The organism is Bordetella flabilis, from assembly GCF_001676725.1.
GTDB lineage: Bacteria > Pseudomonadota > Gammaproteobacteria > Burkholderiales > Burkholderiaceae_B > Bordetella_C > Bordetella_C flabilis.
The window spans coordinates 2,979,446-2,995,665 of sequence record NZ_CP016172.1 but is presented as its reverse complement, the minus strand read 5'-3'; the positions used below and the strand labels follow the sequence as shown (position 1 = coordinate 2,995,665).

The 16,220-nt window shown below is 66.5% G+C and carries 17 protein-coding genes; 5 read left to right on the top strand and 12 right to left on the bottom strand.

Going from position 1 to position 16,220, the window contains the following annotated elements:
* Positions 1–2 precede the first annotated feature (2 nt).
* The 5 genes from BAU07_RS13070 to BAU07_RS13050 form a co-directional block, all read right to left on the bottom strand.
* Positions 3–866 (bottom strand): sulfurtransferase, encoded by an 864-nt coding sequence (locus BAU07_RS13070; RefSeq protein WP_066658344.1) that lies wholly within the window; start codon positions 864–866, stop codon positions 3–5.
* A 6-nt stretch (positions 867–872) separates the two neighbouring features.
* Positions 873–1,214, bottom strand: a complete 342-nt coding sequence (locus tag BAU07_RS13065) for a carboxymuconolactone decarboxylase family protein (protein WP_066658341.1) — start codon at positions 1,212–1,214, stop codon at positions 873–875.
* Positions 1,215–1,239: 25 nt separating this feature from the next.
* Complete coding sequence (locus tag BAU07_RS13060) at positions 1,240–2,262, bottom strand: Bug family tripartite tricarboxylate transporter substrate binding protein (RefSeq protein ID WP_084025698.1); 1,023 nt, start codon at positions 2,260–2,262, stop codon at positions 1,240–1,242.
* A 63-nt stretch (positions 2,263–2,325) separates the two neighbouring features.
* Complete coding sequence (purB, locus tag BAU07_RS13055; RefSeq protein WP_066658338.1) at positions 2,326–3,693, bottom strand: adenylosuccinate lyase; 1,368 nt, start codon at positions 3,691–3,693, stop codon at positions 2,326–2,328.
* A 62-nt stretch (positions 3,694–3,755) separates the two neighbouring features.
* Positions 3,756–5,201 carry an FAD-binding oxidoreductase gene (locus tag BAU07_RS13050; RefSeq protein ID WP_066658329.1) on the bottom strand — a complete coding sequence of 482 codons (1,446 nt, stop codon included), beginning with the start codon at positions 5,199–5,201 and terminating at the stop codon, positions 3,756–3,758.
* A 149-nt stretch (positions 5,202–5,350) separates the two neighbouring features.
* Here BAU07_RS13050 and BAU07_RS13045 point away from each other — a divergent pair, with 149 nt between their 5' ends.
* Positions 5,351–6,103, top strand: a complete 753-nt coding sequence (locus tag BAU07_RS13045) for an IclR family transcriptional regulator (protein ID WP_232338119.1) — start codon at positions 5,351–5,353, stop codon at positions 6,101–6,103.
* An 88-nt stretch (positions 6,104–6,191) separates the two neighbouring features.
* Here BAU07_RS13045 and BAU07_RS13040 read toward each other — a convergent pair whose 3' ends face one another.
* The 6 genes from BAU07_RS13040 to BAU07_RS13015 form a co-directional block, all read right to left on the bottom strand.
* Complete coding sequence (locus tag BAU07_RS13040; RefSeq protein ID WP_066658326.1) at positions 6,192–7,592, bottom strand: MmgE/PrpD family protein; 1,401 nt, start codon at positions 7,590–7,592, stop codon at positions 6,192–6,194.
* A gap of 206 nt (positions 7,593–7,798) precedes the next feature.
* Positions 7,799–9,004, bottom strand: a complete 1,206-nt coding sequence (locus BAU07_RS13035) for an MFS transporter (RefSeq protein ID WP_066658314.1) — start codon at positions 9,002–9,004, stop codon at positions 7,799–7,801.
* On the bottom strand, positions 9,004–9,720 hold the full coding sequence (gene arsH, locus BAU07_RS13030) for an arsenical resistance protein ArsH (RefSeq protein WP_066658311.1): 717 nt from the start codon (positions 9,718–9,720) through the stop codon (positions 9,004–9,006). Before arsH ends, BAU07_RS13035 begins: the two co-directional genes overlap by 1 nt.
* A gap of 40 nt (positions 9,721–9,760) precedes the next feature.
* Positions 9,761–10,852, bottom strand: coding sequence for an ACR3 family arsenite efflux transporter (gene arsB / locus BAU07_RS13025; RefSeq protein WP_066658308.1), 1,092 nt, complete (start codon positions 10,850–10,852; stop codon positions 9,761–9,763).
* 8 nt (positions 10,853–10,860) lie between these two features.
* The gene (locus tag BAU07_RS13020) at positions 10,861–11,355 is read right to left on the bottom strand and encodes an arsenate reductase ArsC (protein WP_066658305.1); all 495 of its coding nucleotides are present in this window, start codon (positions 11,353–11,355) and stop codon (positions 10,861–10,863) included.
* A gap of 87 nt (positions 11,356–11,442) precedes the next feature.
* Entirely contained in the window at positions 11,443–11,769 is a 327-nt protein-coding gene (locus tag BAU07_RS13015) for an ArsR/SmtB family transcription factor (protein WP_066658302.1), read from the bottom strand.
* Between the two features lie 133 nt (positions 11,770–11,902).
* Here BAU07_RS13015 and BAU07_RS13010 point away from each other — a divergent pair, with 133 nt between their 5' ends.
* Complete coding sequence (locus BAU07_RS13010) at positions 11,903–12,319, top strand: GFA family protein (protein WP_066658299.1); 417 nt, start codon at positions 11,903–11,905, stop codon at positions 12,317–12,319.
* Positions 12,320–12,355: 36 nt separating this feature from the next.
* On the opposite strand, the gene BAU07_RS13005 is transcribed toward BAU07_RS13010, so the two are convergent.
* Complete coding sequence (locus BAU07_RS13005) at positions 12,356–13,267, bottom strand: LysR family transcriptional regulator (protein WP_066658296.1); 912 nt, start codon at positions 13,265–13,267, stop codon at positions 12,356–12,358.
* Between the two features lie 264 nt (positions 13,268–13,531).
* On the opposite strand from BAU07_RS13005, the gene BAU07_RS13000 reads away from it, so the two are divergent.
* Genes BAU07_RS13000 through BAU07_RS12990 form a run of 3 tightly spaced genes read left to right on the top strand, consistent with a single transcriptional unit; the run spans position 13,532 to position 16,184 of the window.
* A complete protein-coding gene (locus tag BAU07_RS13000; RefSeq protein WP_066658293.1) occupies positions 13,532–14,533 on the top strand; it encodes an ABC transporter substrate-binding protein in 1,002 nt (333 codons plus the stop codon).
* The gene (locus tag BAU07_RS12995; RefSeq protein ID WP_066658290.1) at positions 14,530–15,384 is read left to right on the top strand and encodes an ABC transporter permease; all 855 of its coding nucleotides are present in this window, start codon (positions 14,530–14,532) and stop codon (positions 15,382–15,384) included. The genes BAU07_RS13000 and BAU07_RS12995 overlap by 4 nt, the downstream gene beginning before the upstream one ends.
* Positions 15,384–16,184: an ABC transporter ATP-binding protein gene (locus BAU07_RS12990; protein ID WP_066658288.1), complete on the top strand. Its 801-nt coding sequence runs from the start codon at positions 15,384–15,386 to the stop codon at positions 16,182–16,184. The genes BAU07_RS12995 and BAU07_RS12990 overlap by 1 nt, the downstream gene beginning before the upstream one ends.
* Positions 16,185–16,220: the final 36 nt, after the last annotated feature.

The window sequence follows — 16,220 nt, the reverse complement described above, 5'->3', positions numbered from 1 at the left end:
GTTCAGTCGCCGGCTCCGGTGGCGATGGGCGCGCTGGGTTGCACGCACCACTCGCTCCATGAGCCGGGATACAGTGCGGCGCCCGGCAGGCCGGCGATTTCCATGGCCAGCAGGTTATGGCAGGCCGTGACACCCGAACCGCACTGGTTGATGGTCTGTTCCGGCCGGTACTCGCCCAGCAGCGTTGCGTAGGCGGTGCGCAGGTCTTCCGGCGCGCGGAAGTATCCAAGCGCGGTCAGGTTGTCCCGGAAAAGCCGATTGCGCGCGCCCGGTATGTGACCGCCCACCGGATCGATGGTCTCGTTCTCGCCGCGGAAGCGGTCCGGCGCGCGGGCATCGACGACCAGCCGGGCGCGCGTGGCCAGGTTTCCGCGCACGTCCTGGTGCGACACGGTGCGGACCAGGGCCTCGCGCACGCACAGGCGTCCCGCGCGTGCGGCGGCGGGGGTCGGCGCCTCGGTCATGGGGTAACCCGCCGCCGTCCAGGCATCGAGGCCACCGTCCAGGACCGCGACGGCGCGATGGCCGATCCAACGCATCAGCCACCACAGCCGGGCGGCATACATGCCGCCCGCGCCGTCGTAGGCCAGGATCTGTGTATCGTCGTCCACACCCAGCGCGGCCATGCGGGCGGCGAAGCCTTCGCGGTCGGGAAGCGGGTGGCGGCCGTTGCGGCCGGTGACGGCGCCGCTCAGGTCATCTTCCAGATGCAGATAATGGGCGCCGGGGATATGGGCCTGCCGATACGCGCGTTGTCCCGCCTGTGGATCCATCAGGTCGAAACGGCAATCGACGAGCAGGGGCGCATCCCGCCGCGACAGCAGCTTGGCGAGGTCGGGCGCGGAAATCAGGGTGTCGAACGGCATCTCGGGTCAGCCCTTGGAATCGGTAAGCGCATCCATGGCGCGCAAGGAATACACATAGGCGGCGCCCGCGTTCAAGGCAATGGCGGTCGCCAGCGCCTCGCTCAGTTCGGCTTCCGTCACCCCCGCCTGGCGCGCTGCCGCGGCATGCGCGGCGATGCAGCCATCGCAGCGCGTGGTCACCGCCACGGCCAGCGCGATCAATTCGCGGGTTTTGGCATCCAGCGTACCGGTCGCTCCCTGCGCCTCGTTCAGGCCACGGAAGGCGGCCAGGAGCTTCGGATGGTGCGTGGCCAGGCTACCGGCGGCCTGGCGGTTGTTCGCCAGCACCTGGGTCCAATCGTTCAGCATGCATGACTCCTATGCGTACGCGGCGCTATGCGCCGATCTGTTTCAGCAGGGCGGGGGTGGCCACCGTGCGGTATTGCGCAATGTCGCGCTCGATGTAGGCGGTGAACTGGTCCAGCGGCAGATCGTGTTCGACCGCGGCGTCCCGGCGGATGACCTCGCGCACCTGCGGATCCTTCAATGCCTGGCTCAGGTTGCTCGACAGCACGCGCAGGATATCGGGCGGCGTCCCGGCGGGGGCGGCCAGTCCATACCACTGCGTCAGGGTCATGTCGACACCCAGCTCCTTGAAGGTCGGGATGTCCGGGAGGCCGGGATTACGGCGCTGGCCGGAGACCGCCAGCAGGCGCAGCGCGCCCTGGCGGACCTGCGGCATCAACGGCGACGCGGTGGCGAAGAACATATCCACCTGGCCGCCCAGCAGGTCGGTGATGGCCGGCCCGGAACCGCGATAGGGAATGTGCAGCAATTTCAGTCCGGCAAGCTCCTTGATGCGTTCCATGCCGATATGCGCGGCGCCCCCGGCGCCGGTGGAAGCGAAGGTCATCTCCTTCTTCTTCGCGGTCTCCAGCAGCTCCGCGGCCGTCTTGAACCGCGAATTCGGCGCCACGAACAGCCCGTGCGGCGCTTCCAGGATCAGCCCGATGGGCGCGAAATCGTCGGGCACCTTGTAGGGCAGGCTGCCCGGCTTCAATGCCGGCGACACCGCCAGGTTGCCGCTCATCGCCAGCAGCATCGTGTAGCCGTCGGGCGGGGCCTTGGCGACCAGGCCGGCCGCGATATTGCCGCCGGCGCCGGCCTTGTTCTCGACCACGACCGTCTGCTTCAGCCTGTTGCCCATCGCCGTGGCGATGAGGCGGCCGTAAAGGTCGCCGCCGCCGCCCGGCGGGAATCCCACCGCGAGCGTGATCGGCCGTTCGGGAAAGCCGGTGGCCGCCAGGCTGGCGCGGGGCATCGACAGCCCGCCCGCCAGCATGCCCGCGGCGCCCCACGCGCCGGTCAGCAGCAGGCGGCGACGGGAGGGGGATACGGCTCGATGATCTTGCTCCATGTGTTGTCTCCTCCGTTCTTATGTCGTGGTATCGATGTGGCCGGCAAGGACCACCTCGTGGATTCAGGCCTGCAGCCAGCCCGCTTCTTCCTGCAGCGCCACCAGCCGGTCCACCGATGCGCCGCATTGGCCCAGGTAGCCGGCCGGGTCGGTCAGGCGGCGGATCTCGTCTTCACCGAGGAGACCGGCGAGCTCCTTGTGCCGGCGCATTGCCTCGGCGAAATCCAGTCTGCCGGTGATGCCGTGCATCGACGCCTCGTATATCCATTCATGCGCGGTCTGCTTGCCCACGCGGCTGCTCAGTTCCAGCATGACCCGCTCGGAGAGCAGGTAGCCGCGCATCAGGTCCAGGTTCCTGGCCATGCCGGCGGCATCGACACGCAATCCGGCCAACAGGTTCTTCGCCTGGAACAGCATGGCCCCGGCGATCACGCAGCATTCGGGCAGGGCCTTCCATTCCATCTTCCACGCGATGCCGTCGCGTTCGCCTTCCTGCACCATGCCTTCCAGCATGAGGGCCGCGTTGTAGCGCAACGGGCGCGACAGGCCTGCCAGGTTCTCCGCGGAGGTCGGATTGCGCTTGTGCGGCATGGTGGACGAGCCCAGCTTGCCATCGGAAAACGCTTCCTCCACTTCCGCGATCTCGTTGCGCTGCATATTGAACAGTTCGTTGCCGATCTTCGACAGCGTGGCGCCGATCATGGCCAGCAGCGCGGCGTACTCGGTGAATCGATCCCGCGCCGAGGCCCAGCTGATGGACGGCGTGGACAATCCCAGCCGCTGCAGCGTGCGCGACTCCACCTCCGCGGCCTGCTCGCCCAGCGATGCCTGGCTGCCCACCGCGCCCACCACCATGCCCACCAGGACGCGCGGCTCGCATTCCTTCAGGCGCTGGTAATGGCGTCCCATCTCGTCCAGCCAGATGGCGCATTTGTGGCCGAAGGTGATGGGCAGGGCCTGCACGCCATGGGTGCGGCCGACCATGGGGGTATCCCGGTGCGCGCGCGCCAATCGCGCCAGTTCGCGTCCCACCGCCTGGACATCGCGCAGCGCGACGGCGTGGAATTCCTTCAATTGCAGGGCCACGCCGGTGTCGACCACGTCCTGCGTCGTGGCGCCGTAGTGCACCCATTCGCCATTCTCGGGACTGCAGCAGGCCTGCAGTTGCTTGAGCGCGGGCACCAGCGAATGCTTGATGCGGCGGATCTCGGCGGACATCCTGCCCATGTCGATATTCGCGACCTGGGCCTTTTCCGCAATTTCGCGCGCGGCGGCGGCGGGAATGATGCCCAGCTCCGCCTGCGAGGCGGCCAGCGCGGCTTCGAAATCCAGCCATTTCTGCACGCGATTCTCTTCGGAGAAAATCGCCCGCAGTTCGTCGGTGCTCCATAGATGCTGAAGCGATTGCATGTCGAATACGGAGACTGGCATCGGGACCCTCGCAAGGAAAGGAAAGCGGAAAAAAATGGAAACGGCCGGGGCCTGTGCGGGCCCTAGGATCGGGAAAGCGGGCGCGCCGGCGGCAATACACGTCCCGGGTTGAACACGCCGTCGGGATCGAACGCCGCCTTGACGCGGACCATCAGGTCCAGCGCCACCGGCGCCTTGTGGCGCATGAAGGCATCCTGCTTCAGGCGACCTATGCCATGTTCGGCCGATATGGATCCGTGCAGCCCCGCCGCGATGCCGTGCACGATGTCGTGTATCTCCGGCGCGCGGGCGCGAAAGGACGCGTCGTCCATGCCGGCGGGTTTGCTCTGGTTGTAGTGCAGGTTGCCGTCGCCGACGTGGCCGAAGCAGACGATCCGTATGCCCGGCATCGCCCGGCGCAGCGCCGTGTCCGCGGCTTCGATGAAGGCCGGGATGGAAGCGATCGGTACCGAGATATCGTGCTTCAGGGAAGGGCCTTGCAGGCGCTGCGCTTCGGGCACATGCTCGCGCAGGGACCAGAATTCCTGCGCCTGCCGCCCGGACGCGGCCAGGGCGGCGTCGCTGGCCAGGCCGCGCTCCAGCGCCTCGGCCAGGACTTCTTCGACCGCTTCCGACGGATCGAGGCGGGCCGAGGTCTCCGACACATCGAACAGCACGGCCCAGGGATAGCCGCTGCCGAGCGGATCGCGCATGCCATCGAGCGGATGCGCGAGGACCTGGTCCAGCGCCTCGCGGCCCAGCAGTTCGAAGGCGGTGATACGTTCGCCGACCGCATCGGTCAGCATCGCGAGGAGATCGACGGCGGCCTGCGGACCGGACAGCGCGACCCAGCCGGTTACCGTGTGGCGGGGCAGGGCGTACAGCTTGAACGCCGCGGCGGTGACGATGCCCAAGGTACCCTCCGCGCTGATGAAGAGCTGCTTCAGGTCGTAGCCCGTATTGTCCTTGCGCAAGGTGGTCAGCGCGTCCAGCACGCGGCCATCGGCCAGCACGACTTCCAGCCCCAGGGCCAGTTCCCGCGTATTGCCATAGCGCAGTACCTGTTCGCCTCCGGCATTGGTCGACAGTACGCCCCCGATGGTCGCGCTGCCTTCGGACGCCAGGGACAAGGGGAACAGCTTGCCGCATGCGCGCGCCGCTTCCTGCGCGGCCAGGACGGTGCAGCCCGCTTCGAGCATGATGCTGTTGTCCAGCGGGTCGACGCGGCGCAGGGCCGTCATGCGTCCCAGGCTGACGACGACCTCACGGCCGGAGTCGTCGGGCGTGGAGCCACCCACCAGACCGGTATTGCCGCCCTGTGGAACCAGCGGCACGCCGGCGGCGGCGCACAGGCGGACGACCTCGGATACCTGCGCGGTATTCGCCGGGCGCACGACGGCGCGAGCGATGCCGGGATAATGGCCGCGCCAGTCGGCGACATACGGGGCGATGTCGTCCGGTGCGGTCAGGACATGGGCGTCGCCCACGACGGCCGCGAGCGCGGCGAGCAAGGAGGGATGATCGGTCATGATGGAAAATCTCGCTTCCTCGCGACGGGGATGCCGCGCCGCAAGCGATACTCGTCTCCTTGGGTCGGCGGTCCCGCCTATGGGCAGTCCGTCGTTTCATTGATTAAAATGTGTTTTATTGAACGAAAATATAGGAGCTGAGACCCAACGTGTCAAGCAAAAACACCCCCACGCCGCCGGTCGGCGTGCTCGAACGCGGCATCAGCATCCTGGAAAGCTTCAGCGACGACGCCTTGCGGCTATCGCTGGGCGAACTCGCCGAACGGACGGGGCTGGACAAGGCCACGCTGCTGCGGCTGCTGGGTGTGCTGGTGCGCGCGCGCCTGGTTCATCGTTTCGATAACGGCAACTACGCGATGGGCCCGGCGACATTGCACATGGGGATGCTGTACAGGCAGACATTCGACCTGGGCGCGCGCATACAGCCCGTGCTGCAGAACGTGATGCAGCAGACGGGTGAAACCGTCGCGCTGTACGTGCGCAGCGGCGACGAGCGGATCTGCCTTTATCGGGAGAACACCTTGCAGGAGGTCCGCCACCATGTGGAGGTCGGAACCCGCCTGCCGCTGAGCGCCGGCGGTTCGTCGGCGCATATCCTGCTGGCCTTCACGGGAGGCTCCACGCCTCATGCAAAGACGATCCGCGAGAAGGGCTATGCGATGACGCGAGCCGAACGGGTAGCCGAGATGGCGTCAGTCGCCTTGCCGGTGTTCGAGGCGGACGGTACCTTCATCGGCGCCATGGTCGTGCTGGGCCTGGCCTCGCGCCACAACCAGCAGGCGCAATTGAAGGCCACCGACATCGTGCGGCGCGAACTCATCGCACAGGGCTTCCTGGCGGCCGCGCCGGCGGATTGGCGGCCTCCCGCGGAGACTCCGGGCAAGGCCGCGCGGCGCCAATAGCGCGCCGGCCCGCCAAAGGAACGACAGGGCGCGTACCGCAGCATCCCGTCATCCTGCGCAAGCGTCCCGCAAGCGCGGTATTCGGCGGCTAGGGCGCGGCCTCCGGCTCAGCGCCGGACGCCATCCCAAAGAGCCGCGCTTCCGGCGCGCATGCCGCGGTGTCGTGCGCAGGATCGGCATGGCGTCCGCACCACGCGGCGATCCGCGTCGCCGCATCGTCGTCCATGGCAGGGGCGTACGCACGCATGCGCGCCAGCATGCCGGCCCAATCGTAGGGCTCTTCCGGGTCGCCGCGCCGCAGTTCGCGCAGGGCGGTCAATACCCGCCCATCGCGCAGGACCAGGGTGACGCGGCTGGGACGCTTGCGCGGGAACGCTTGCTGGAAGGCCTCGTCGGTGTCGACCGTGATCCGTTCGGCCAGTTCCAGCAAGGCGGGCGAGGACAGGTCGGGCGTCTCCATGTCCTCGATACCGAGCTTGCCGGTGAGCAGCAGCCGGGCCATGACATAGCGCAGGCAAAAGGCCGCCTCGGCCGGCCTGGACGGCCAGTGCACGCCGGCGATCTTCAACGCATGCGGGAAAATCACCACCTGGACGGAAGCGATCTCCTGGGCCCGGATGGCGTGTGCTTCCAGCAGCCCTCGCGCGGCGTCCAGCGGCGTAAATAGTTGCGCGCAACACGGCCATGCCTTGATGGTCGCAGTGTTGATCCGCTCCGGCCCATCGCGTTCACCGTCCAGGGCGGCGACTGGCCCGTCGCCCGCCAATAGGGCATACATGCCGCGTTTTCCGGTGAAGAACGCGCGAGCGCCCGGCAGGCCGGCCCGCGCGGCATAGGCCGCGGTCAGTCCGTTGCGTACCGCCATGGCGGGATGCAGCGATTTGGATTCGTGCGCGTTGTCGTCCACCAGCTGCCACAGGCCCGCGGCCTGGGTGGCGGCGATCCCAAGGGCGTGATGCAACTGGTCCGGCGGCAGGCGCAGCACCACCGCCGCGGCTGCGGCGGCTCCCAGCACGCCGGCCGTGGCGGTGGCGTGGAAGTTCGCGGCATGGCCCGTTCCCAGCGCCTCGCCGACCCGCAGGGCAACCTCGTATCCCGCGATGATGGCGTCAGCGGCGCGCCGTTGCGTGATGCCTTCCTGTGCAGCCAGCGCCAGCACCGGCGATACCGCGACGATGCCGGGATGCAGCATCGCGGCCCGATGCGCGTCGTCGATTTCCCGCAAATGCGCAATGCCCGCATTGGCGAACGCGGCAGCCATGGCGCCCAGCCGCTCTCCACCGAAGGCCGCCGACGTCCCCGTACCGGGATGGCATAGCACGGCGAGCTGTCGCAATCTCGCCGCGGCGGGCAGTGGCATGCCGGACCAGCCCGCCGTGAACCAGTCCAGCAGCGCCTGCGCCAACCTCTCCCGCGTCGCGGACACGATGGGGCGGGTTTGCAGGGAAACGACGTGCTCGACGAGGCGGTCTTCTGGCAGGGGCGGCATGGGCAACCATTTTCTTAAATGAAATGAATTTCATTGTACGAAATGCAGCCGGGATGCGTCCATACCAAGGCCACGCTACCTTGCCGCCCGCGCGCTGGCGCGCCATGCGGGCCTGGCACCAGCATGTACGAGCTTGTACGCGCGTCCGGGTCCGGCGTCAGCCGGACGCCCGTCCCCAGCGCGAAGTCCCGCCCGCGGGATTGCGGCTAGGACGACACGGCCCCCGGCGTGGCGACCTGCGCGCGGGCGTGATGCCGCAGCATCATCAGCGCCGCCGTGGCGAGCAGCCCCAGGCCGGCCGATACCCACAGCGCCCCCACGCCCCAGTGATCGAGGCTCAGGCCAAAGAGCCACGGCGCCAGCGCCTGGGCGATCCGCGCCGGGACCATCAGCATGCCCTGCTTGGCGCCATAACCCTGCGGCCCGAAAAGCACCAGCGGCAAGGTCCCCTTGGCAATCGTCAGGATGCCGTTGCCCGCGCCATGCAGGATCACGAAGGCAGAGGCGGCCGGGGCGCCGAATGCCAGGAGCGCAACCGCGCCCACCGGGTGGGCGAGGGCGGCCAGGCGCGCCGACAGCAAAGGATGCACCCGCCGCAACAGCCCGAATTCCAGCAGCCGCGCGCCGACCTGGGCCGGCCCGACCAGCGCGCCCGCGGCCACGGCGGCCGCAAAGGTGACGCCGGCGGCCATGAGCAGGCGCGGCAAGTGGGCCGCCATGGCCGTGCTGATGAACCATGTGACGGCGAAGACGACCGCCAGAAGGATGGATGCGCGCCGCGATCCGGCGGTCGCATGGGGCAGCTCGCCCGCGTCGTGTTTGCCCGGCGCGCCGGGGCTTGCGCCAGGCGCGGGCGATGCGAGCAACCAGTTCAGGGGCAATCCAAGGGCCAGATGCAGGCCCGCCCATGCCAGGCAGGCGCCGCGCCAACCGAAGTGCAGTTCCAGGAACGTCGAAACGGGCCATCCCACCGTACTGGCAAATCCCGCGATGAGCGTAATACCGGAGATCGCATTACGCGAGTCACGTCCGTACAGCCGGACCAGCGAGGCGAATGCGGCCTCGTACAGGCCGCTGCCCATCCCGATACCCAACACCAGCCACGCGCCGAACAGGCTCCACAGGTTGTTCGACAAGCCTAGCCACGCGAGCCCGAGCGCGAACAGCGCATTCGTCGCCATGAGGACCGGCCTGCCGCCCCAGCGATCGATGGCACGACCGGCGTAAGGCCCCAGCAGCGCCGAAATGAGCAGGGCGAAGGAAAAGGCCGCGAAGATCGTCGGCGTGCCGACGCCGAGGTCGCGGGCCATGGGCGCGGCGAGCATCGCCGGAAGATAGTAGGACGAGGCCCACGCGAGCGTTTGGGTCGTGCCCAAGGCCAGCACCACGTCGCGGCGCCGTGACAGGCGCATCAGATTGCTCCCTGATTCACGCGCCTTGACGCCTGCTCGGCGCTTTCGCGGCGTTCGCTGTAACGGTCCACGAGGTAGGGCGCGACATCGCGGGTGAGCAGCGTGAACTTGACCAGTTCTTCCATGACATCCACGATCCGGTCGTAGTACGCCGATGGCCTCATGCGGCCGGACTCGTCGAATTCCTGCCAGGCCTTGGCCACCGAGGACTGGTTGGGGATCGTGATCATCCGCATCCATCGGCCCAGCACCCGCATCTGGTTGACGGCATTGAAGGACTGCGAGCCGCCGCTGACCTGCATGACGGCCAGCGTCTTGCCTTGTGTCGGGCGCAACGAGCCCAGCGACAAGGGTATCCAGTCTATCTGCGTCTTCATCAGGCCCGTCATCGCGCCGTGGCGCTCGGGGGAACACCAGACCATGCCTTCGGCCCATTGCGCCGCCTCGCGCAGCTCGACAACCTTGGAATGGGTATCCGGCACGCTGTCCACCAGGGGCAGGCCGGCAGGATCGAACAGCCGTGTTTCGGCGCCCATCGCGCCCAGCAGCCGCGCCGCTTCCTCGGTGGCAAAGCGGCTGAACGATCGTTCGCGCAACGATCCATACAAAAGCAGGATGCGCGGCGCATGCGTGGACCGCGCAACGGGCAGCCGCTGCGCGATGCCGCCGTCGAAGCATTCCGCCTCTAGGTTGGGTAAATCGTCAAGCTTTGCCATGGGAGTATTCAGAGCGCGATCGCGCGTGTCATCGGAATCGTCATGAGCGCTCCGTCCATTGCCGGCACGGCGTCGCGCGCTCGTACCAGTCGCGGCTTCGGTTGACCCAGCGGACCACCAGCAGCATGACCGGCACCTCGATAAGCACGCCCACCACGGTGGCCAGCGCGGCGCCGGACTGGAATCCGAACAGGCTGATCGCCGCCGCGACCGACAGTTCGAAGAAGTTGGAGGCGCCGATCAGCGCGGACGGACATGCGATATTGTGCTGTTCGCCCAGCCTGCGGTTCAGCCAATACGCCAGGCCGGCGTTGAACGACACCTGGATGAGGATCGGCACCGCGAGCAGCGCGATCACCAGCGGCTGATCCAGGATGGCCTGGCCCTGGAAAGCGAACAGAAGCACCAGGGTGGCCAGCAGCGCCACGATGGAGACCTGTCCCAGACCGCTCGCAACTCGCTCGAATACTGCCGCCCCGCGTCGCAGCAACGCACGGCGCAACAGCTGCGCGATAGCCACCGGAATGACGATGTAGAGCACGACCGAGGCCAGCAGGGTATCCCACGGCACGGCGATGGACGATATGCCCAGAAGCAGCCCCACGATGGGGGCGAAGGCGAACACCATGATGGTGTCGTTCAGTGCCACCTGCGACAAGGTGAAAGCGGGGTCTCCGTTCGTCAGGCGGCTCCAGACGAAGACCATTGCCGTGCACGGCGCAGCGGCAAGCAGGATCAGGCCCGCGATGTAGCTGTCCAGTTGCCCGGCCGGCAACCATGGCGCGAACACGTGGCGGATGAAGATCCAGCCCAACAGCGCCATCGAAAACGGCTTGACGGCCCAATTGACGAACAGCGTGACGCCGATGCCCCGCCAGTGGCGACGGACCTGTCCCAGCGCGGCGAAATCGACCTTCATCAGCATCGGGATGATCATTAGCCAGATAAGCAGGCCTACCGGCAGGTTGACCCGCGCGATCTCGACGCGGCCGACCGCCTGGAAAAAGGCCGGCGCAACCTGGCCGACGACCACACCGGCGACGATACAGAGCGCGACCCACAAGGTCAGGTAGCGCTCGAACCCGCTCATGGCGGCTGCCGGGCGAGGCAGGGTACTGGAAGTGTTGGCCATGGCTGGCTTTACGCCTTGCCGATGCCGTGCAATTCCTGGTGCAGCGACATGGCGTCCAATCGATCCATGGGCAGCGACAGGAACAGCTCGATGCGGCGCTTCAGCACCCGCGCCGCGTCCTGGAAGGCCTTCAGCCTGTCCTCGTCGGAACCCGCCACGGCGGCGGGGTCCGGCACTCCCCAGTGCGCCGTCATCGGCTTGCCCGGCCAGATCGGGCAGACCTCCCCGGCGGCGTTGTCGCACACCGTGAAGATGAAGTCCAATTGCGGCGCATCGGGCAAGGTGAATTCATCCCAGCTCTTGCTCCGATAGCCGGTCGCGGGCATGCCCAGCTTCTCCAGGGTTGCCAGCGCCAGGGCGTGCACTTCGCCCTTGGGCTGGCTGCCCGCCGAATACGCCCGGAAACGTCCCTGGGCCAAGCCGTTCAATAGCCCCTCGGCCAGGATGGAGCGCGCCGAATTGCCGGTACAGATGAATAGGGCGTTGTAGACCTTGTCTTGCATGGGTGCCTCAGCAGCAACGGTTGGAAGAAGGGGTAGCGGACGCGACGCAGCGGGCGGCGCGTCCGCGGATACGCGGAGCGTCGGGCATCAACACGCCGGGCAGGCGTCGGAGGTAGTGATTTCGCACTCGCTTCCCTGGCAGCAATGCTCGGTCAGGTAGCCCAGCAAGCCGTTCATCCTGTCGTAGTTCGCCCGGTAGATCAGGTTGCGACCGTGCTGTTCGCTATGGACCAGGCCGGCATGCGCCAGCTCTTTGAGGTGGAAGGAAAGCGCATTGCGGGCCATGCCCAGCTGCTCGGCCAGCACGCTCGGCACCAGCCCCTGCGGTCCGGCGACCACCAGCGCCCGGAACGCCCTGAGGCGCTGGGGATGCGCCAGCGCGGCCAGCGCGAGCACAGCGTCGTTTTCTTCCACACGGCACCTATTCAATGATTCATGTTTTGTTGAACTGTAGCAGGAAAGCGAGTGCCGGCATAGTCCCGCAACGGTATAAATTCATAGCGCTGGATCGCAGCGGCTCCCATAAATGATCTCCGGAGACATCGATATGAAAGGCACTTGCCTGTGCGGCAGCGTGAGCCTGACCGCCGCCGAAGAAAAGCACATCGGCGCTTGTCACTGCGGGTATTGCCGCAAATGGGGAGGCGGCCCCTTGCTGGCGGTCCATTGCGGCCCGGAGGTGGCGTGGGCCGGGCAGGACCAGATTTCGGTGTACCGCTCATCCGAGTGGGCCGAGCGCGCCTTCTGCGCGAAATGCGGCTCGCACCTGTACTACAAGCTCCTGTCCAACGGCCATTATTTCGTGCCGGCCGGCCTATTCGAAGCGACGGATTTCGAACTGGCCAGCCAGGTCTATATCGACAAGAAGCCCGCTTACTACGACTTCGCGAACCAGACGCCGACGATGACGGAGCAGCAGGTCATCGAGGCCTACGCACCGCAGCAATCCGACCCGGCGGGGTAACCCGGCGCCGCGTTGTGTCGGACGTGGATGCCAGGCTTAGCGCAGTGCGCGATCGTCGATGTTGATGCGCTCGGAGAAGAAGTCCAGGAACGTGCGGATCTTCTTCGGCATGCCTTTGCGGCTCAGCACCATGGCCGTGGCATGCATCGAAGGGCTTTCCCAGTTTTCGAGCACGCGCCGTAAGCGGCCGGCGCGCAAGTCGTTGCCGCACATCAGATTCGGCAGCATGCACATGCCGACATGGCCGATGGCCATCTCGCGCGCAATCGAAATATTATTGACCACCACCTTCCCGTGTATGGTGGCGAAGCGGTGGGTCGCCTGGTTGCGCAGCGTCCAGATGCCGTCCAGCCGCTGTTGCGCGGTGATGATGCAGTCGTGGTGGTGCAGATCGTCCACGGCCAAGGGCACGCCGCGGCGTGCAAGATATTCCGGGCTCGCATAAACGCCGCGGGTCAGCGTGGCCAGCCGGCGGTAAATCAGGTCGGTGTCCTTGATCGGGCCGAGCTGTATGGTCAGGTCGTACGGCTCTTCGCGCAGGTCGACGGTGCGGCTGTTGACGTCCACTTCCAGTTCGATTTCCGGATAGGCCTGCACGAACTCGGCAAGCGCCCGGCCTATCCATGACATCCCGAAATCGATCGGGATGCTGACGCGCAGGACGCCGCGCATCTCGCTTTGCAGCGTGATGGAATCGCTGCGCGCCTGCTCCACCTCGTCCACCACCCGGCGGCAATGCTCGTAGAAGCGTGCGCCGATCTCCGTGGTCGTCAGCTTGCGCGGGCCTTTCTTCAACAGGGCCGTTCCCATGTGGCGTTCCAGCTCGCTCAGTTTGCGGCTGATCGACGATTTGGGAAGACCGAGTTCCGTGGCCGCGCGCGAAATGCTCTGCGCGTTCACCACTTCATAGAAAAGACGCAGTGAGTTGAGATCGAGCCTTTCTGCCATAAGCCGGGGAGTGGGAGGGAGGCCAAACAGAGGAAGCCATACGGCCGGCGCGCAGCACGCGAACCGAAAAACCCGTGACCGAACGCGGCGCCCAATGCGGATGAGACCACAAACGGCGCGGCGCCAGCGTTCCACGACTGGAACGCCCGTCCCGATTCCGTAGCTATCCTGGAGCGCGGGCCTATCCTACCATTCACCTCACTCACCGGGCGCCGGCGGCCACGCCGGCGATTGCGGGGGGACAAAAATATAACGGAGACAGGCATGAACGGACGCGCACTATCGCGCCGGGCGCTGCTGCGGACCGCGTCGGCCCTTGGGCCGGCCACCATCCTCGGGATGGGGTCCTTGTTCAGCAGTCCCGCCCGCGCCCAGACGCCCCTCAAATGGGCCAACCTGACCCCAGGTTTCACCACGTTGTTGACGGACTATATCTCGGCCAGGCAACTCGCCAAGGCCAATGGCCTGACCCTGGGTAAACCCACCTCATACACCGCGGTCAGCACGTACTACAACGATTTCGTCGCCGGCAACTATGACGTCTGCATAGGCAGCTGGGACACCTTCGCATCGCGCTACCTGGCCGGCGTGCCGCTGCAATATGTGTGCTCCGTGACGACGGGCAACATGATCAATATCGTGACCCGGGCGGAAGCGGTGCGCAAGCTGCAGGACCTGCAAGGGAAAACCGTGGCCGCGCCGCAGTCAACTGGCACCTACCGGATGATGCGGGCGATCATGCAGGAGATCGACGGCATCGATCTGGAGAAAGTGGCGAAGGTACAGAACGTCGACAATCCGGCGGCGTCGGTCACCCTGGTCATGGCGAACCGCGCCGACGCGGGCCTGACCTGGGAGCCTAATGTCTCGATGGGACTCGAACGCGTGCCGGATATGCGGGTGCTCTATAGCGCCGGCGAGGCCTTCCGCCAGAAGCTGCACCTGGATCTGCCTTATTTCGGCGTGGCCGTGCGCAAGGAGGCGATCGCCCGCGATCCCGGACTGGTTGCGCGTTTGAACCGGGCATTCCAGCAAAGTATCGAGGGCATTACGACGCACACCGACGAGGCGGTCAAGATTGCCGGCGCCAACTCCGGCACGTCGCCCGAGGTGCTGAAGACCGCCATCGATTCAAGGAGGCTGGAGTTCAAGCACACCTCGATGCAGACGGAGGAGGGCAGGCGCTCCATACTCGTCGCCAATGACTTCCTCAAGCGCAGCGGCGCCTTGCCCGCCATCGTCGACAAGGAGTTCTTCGCGTCATGAGCCAGGTCGACATTCCCGCCGGACAAAGCGTGAAACCCGTGGCCCGGCACGCTTCCATGGCCAGCCGCCCGGCCGCCGCCGGGCCCAGGCCGAACAGGCGCGACCGGCGCGACCTGAAGGCCCTGATCTGCGTCGTCGTCCTGCTATTGGTCGCGATGCAGGTCGCGAGCGGCTACGTACCCGACTATGTCATGCCGTCGCCCGAGGCCATCGCGAAGGCGCTGGCCGGACTCTTCGGAACGGACCTGGTCCACGTCGCGATCACTCTGGCGCGACTGGCGGCCGCCATCGTGTTCTCCGCCCTGGCCGGCGTCATCATCGGGTTGCTGATGGGGACGTCCAAGCGCGTCGGTCCTTATTTGAAGGCGGTGGTCATCATCGATACCGGGATACCGGCGCTGTCGTGGATGTTGCTCGCCGTGTTCTGGTTCAAGGACCCGGAGGCCCGGATATTCTTCATCCTGGCGGTCATCCTGCTGCCGTTCTATGCCTTGAATGTGTACGAAGGCGTGCGGGCGCTGTCCGCGGAATGGGTGGACATGCTGGAAAGCTTCCGTCCGTCGCGCTGGCAGATGCTGCGCTTCCTCGTGGCGCCGCACATCATCCCGTACATTTTCCTGACCACGAAGTCGGTCATCGGCTATGCGATCCGCATGGTGATCTTCGCCGAACTCGTGGCCTCGGCCGTCGGCATAGGCTCGCGCATGAGCTTTGCGCAATCCACCTTCCGCATCGACCAGGTGATGGCGTGGACCTTTCTGCTCGTGATGCTGAATCTCGTCTTCCAATGGCTGGCCGGATGGGCCGAGCGCCGCTTCCTGGGCTGGCGCAAAGAGGCACAGGTGCGCTGATGAACGATACCCGGAACACGATCATCGCGCTGCGGGACGTCGTCAAGCGCTTCGGCAGCCATACGGCCATCGACCACCTGACCATGGAAGTCCGGGAAGGCGAAACGGTTGCCTTGCTGGGCCAGACCGGCGCCGGCAAGAGCACGGTCATGTCGCTATTGATGGGAACCGCCATGGCGGATGCCGGCTCCGTGCAGGTCGCCGGCGTGGATCCCGCCCAGGACTTCGAGGCCTTGCGCGGCAAGCTGGCGGTGAGCTTCCAGACGGACCGGTTGCTGCCGTGGCGCACGGCGCAGGAGAACGTCGAGCTCGGCTTGCTGCTGCTGCGCGTGCCGAAGAAACAGGCCCGGCAGCGGGCGCGGGACTGGCTGGCGCGCGTGAAGCTGCAGGACGCCTGCGAAAAATACCCCGTCGAGCTATCGGGCGGAATGCGGCAACGCGTGTCCCTGGCGCGGGCGCTGGCCGTCGATCCCGCCCTGGTCCTGCTGGATGAATCCTTCAGCCAGCTCGATCACGTGACCTCGCAGACCCTGCGCCGCGATTTCGCCGAGATCGTCAGGGAACAGCGCAAGACCTGCGTCTTCGTGACCCACCGCATCGAGGACGCCCTGGAGATCGCGGACCGCGTGCTCGTCCTGGCGGCGCCGGCCCGCGTCTGCCTGGAGTTGTCCATCGATGCCATGCAACGCCGGGATCCGGCATGCATGGCCGATATGCACCGCATGATCGAACGGGCCATCGGCGGCGACTCCGCGTCCCAGCAGGCGGCGTCCGGACGCCTGGCCGACTCCGTGCACTGAAACCGCCATCACTGAATCCATCAGCACAGGAACAGC

Excerpts from the sequence above, each read along its gene's own strand:
- BAU07_RS13070 (WP_066658344.1), bottom strand. The coding sequence starts at position 866 with ATGCCGTTCGACACCCTGATTTCCGCGCCCGACCTCGCCAAGCTGCTG.
- BAU07_RS13065 (WP_066658341.1), bottom strand. The coding sequence starts at position 1,214 with ATGCTGAACGATTGGACCCAGGTGCTGGCGAACAACCGCCAGGCCGCC.
- BAU07_RS13060 (WP_084025698.1), bottom strand. The coding sequence starts at position 2,262 with ATGGAGCAAGATCATCGAGCCGTATCCCCCTCCCGTCGCCGCCTGCTG.
- purB (WP_066658338.1), bottom strand. The coding sequence starts at position 3,693 with ATGCCAGTCTCCGTATTCGACATGCAATCGCTTCAGCATCTATGGAGC.
- BAU07_RS13050 (WP_066658329.1), bottom strand. The coding sequence starts at position 5,201 with ATGACCGATCATCCCTCCTTGCTCGCCGCGCTCGCGGCCGTCGTGGGC.
- BAU07_RS13040 (WP_066658326.1), bottom strand. The coding sequence starts at position 7,592 with ATGCCGCCCCTGCCAGAAGACCGCCTCGTCGAGCACGTCGTTTCCCTG.
- BAU07_RS13035 (WP_066658314.1), bottom strand. The coding sequence starts at position 9,004 with ATGCGCCTGTCACGGCGCCGCGACGTGGTGCTGGCCTTGGGCACGACC.
- arsH (WP_066658311.1), bottom strand. The coding sequence starts at position 9,720 with ATGGCAAAGCTTGACGATTTACCCAACCTAGAGGCGGAATGCTTCGAC.
- arsB (WP_066658308.1), bottom strand. The coding sequence starts at position 10,852 with ATGGCCAACACTTCCAGTACCCTGCCTCGCCCGGCAGCCGCCATGAGC.
- BAU07_RS13020 (WP_066658305.1), bottom strand. The coding sequence starts at position 11,355 with ATGCAAGACAAGGTCTACAACGCCCTATTCATCTGTACCGGCAATTCG.
- BAU07_RS13010 (WP_066658299.1), top strand. The coding sequence starts at position 11,903 with ATGAAAGGCACTTGCCTGTGCGGCAGCGTGAGCCTGACCGCCGCCGAA.
- BAU07_RS13005 (WP_066658296.1), bottom strand. The coding sequence starts at position 13,267 with ATGGCAGAAAGGCTCGATCTCAACTCACTGCGTCTTTTCTATGAAGTG.
- BAU07_RS13000 (WP_066658293.1), top strand. The coding sequence starts at position 13,532 with ATGAACGGACGCGCACTATCGCGCCGGGCGCTGCTGCGGACCGCGTCG.
- BAU07_RS12995 (WP_066658290.1), top strand. The coding sequence starts at position 14,530 with ATGAGCCAGGTCGACATTCCCGCCGGACAAAGCGTGAAACCCGTGGCC.
- BAU07_RS12990 (WP_066658288.1), top strand. The coding sequence starts at position 15,384 with ATGAACGATACCCGGAACACGATCATCGCGCTGCGGGACGTCGTCAAG.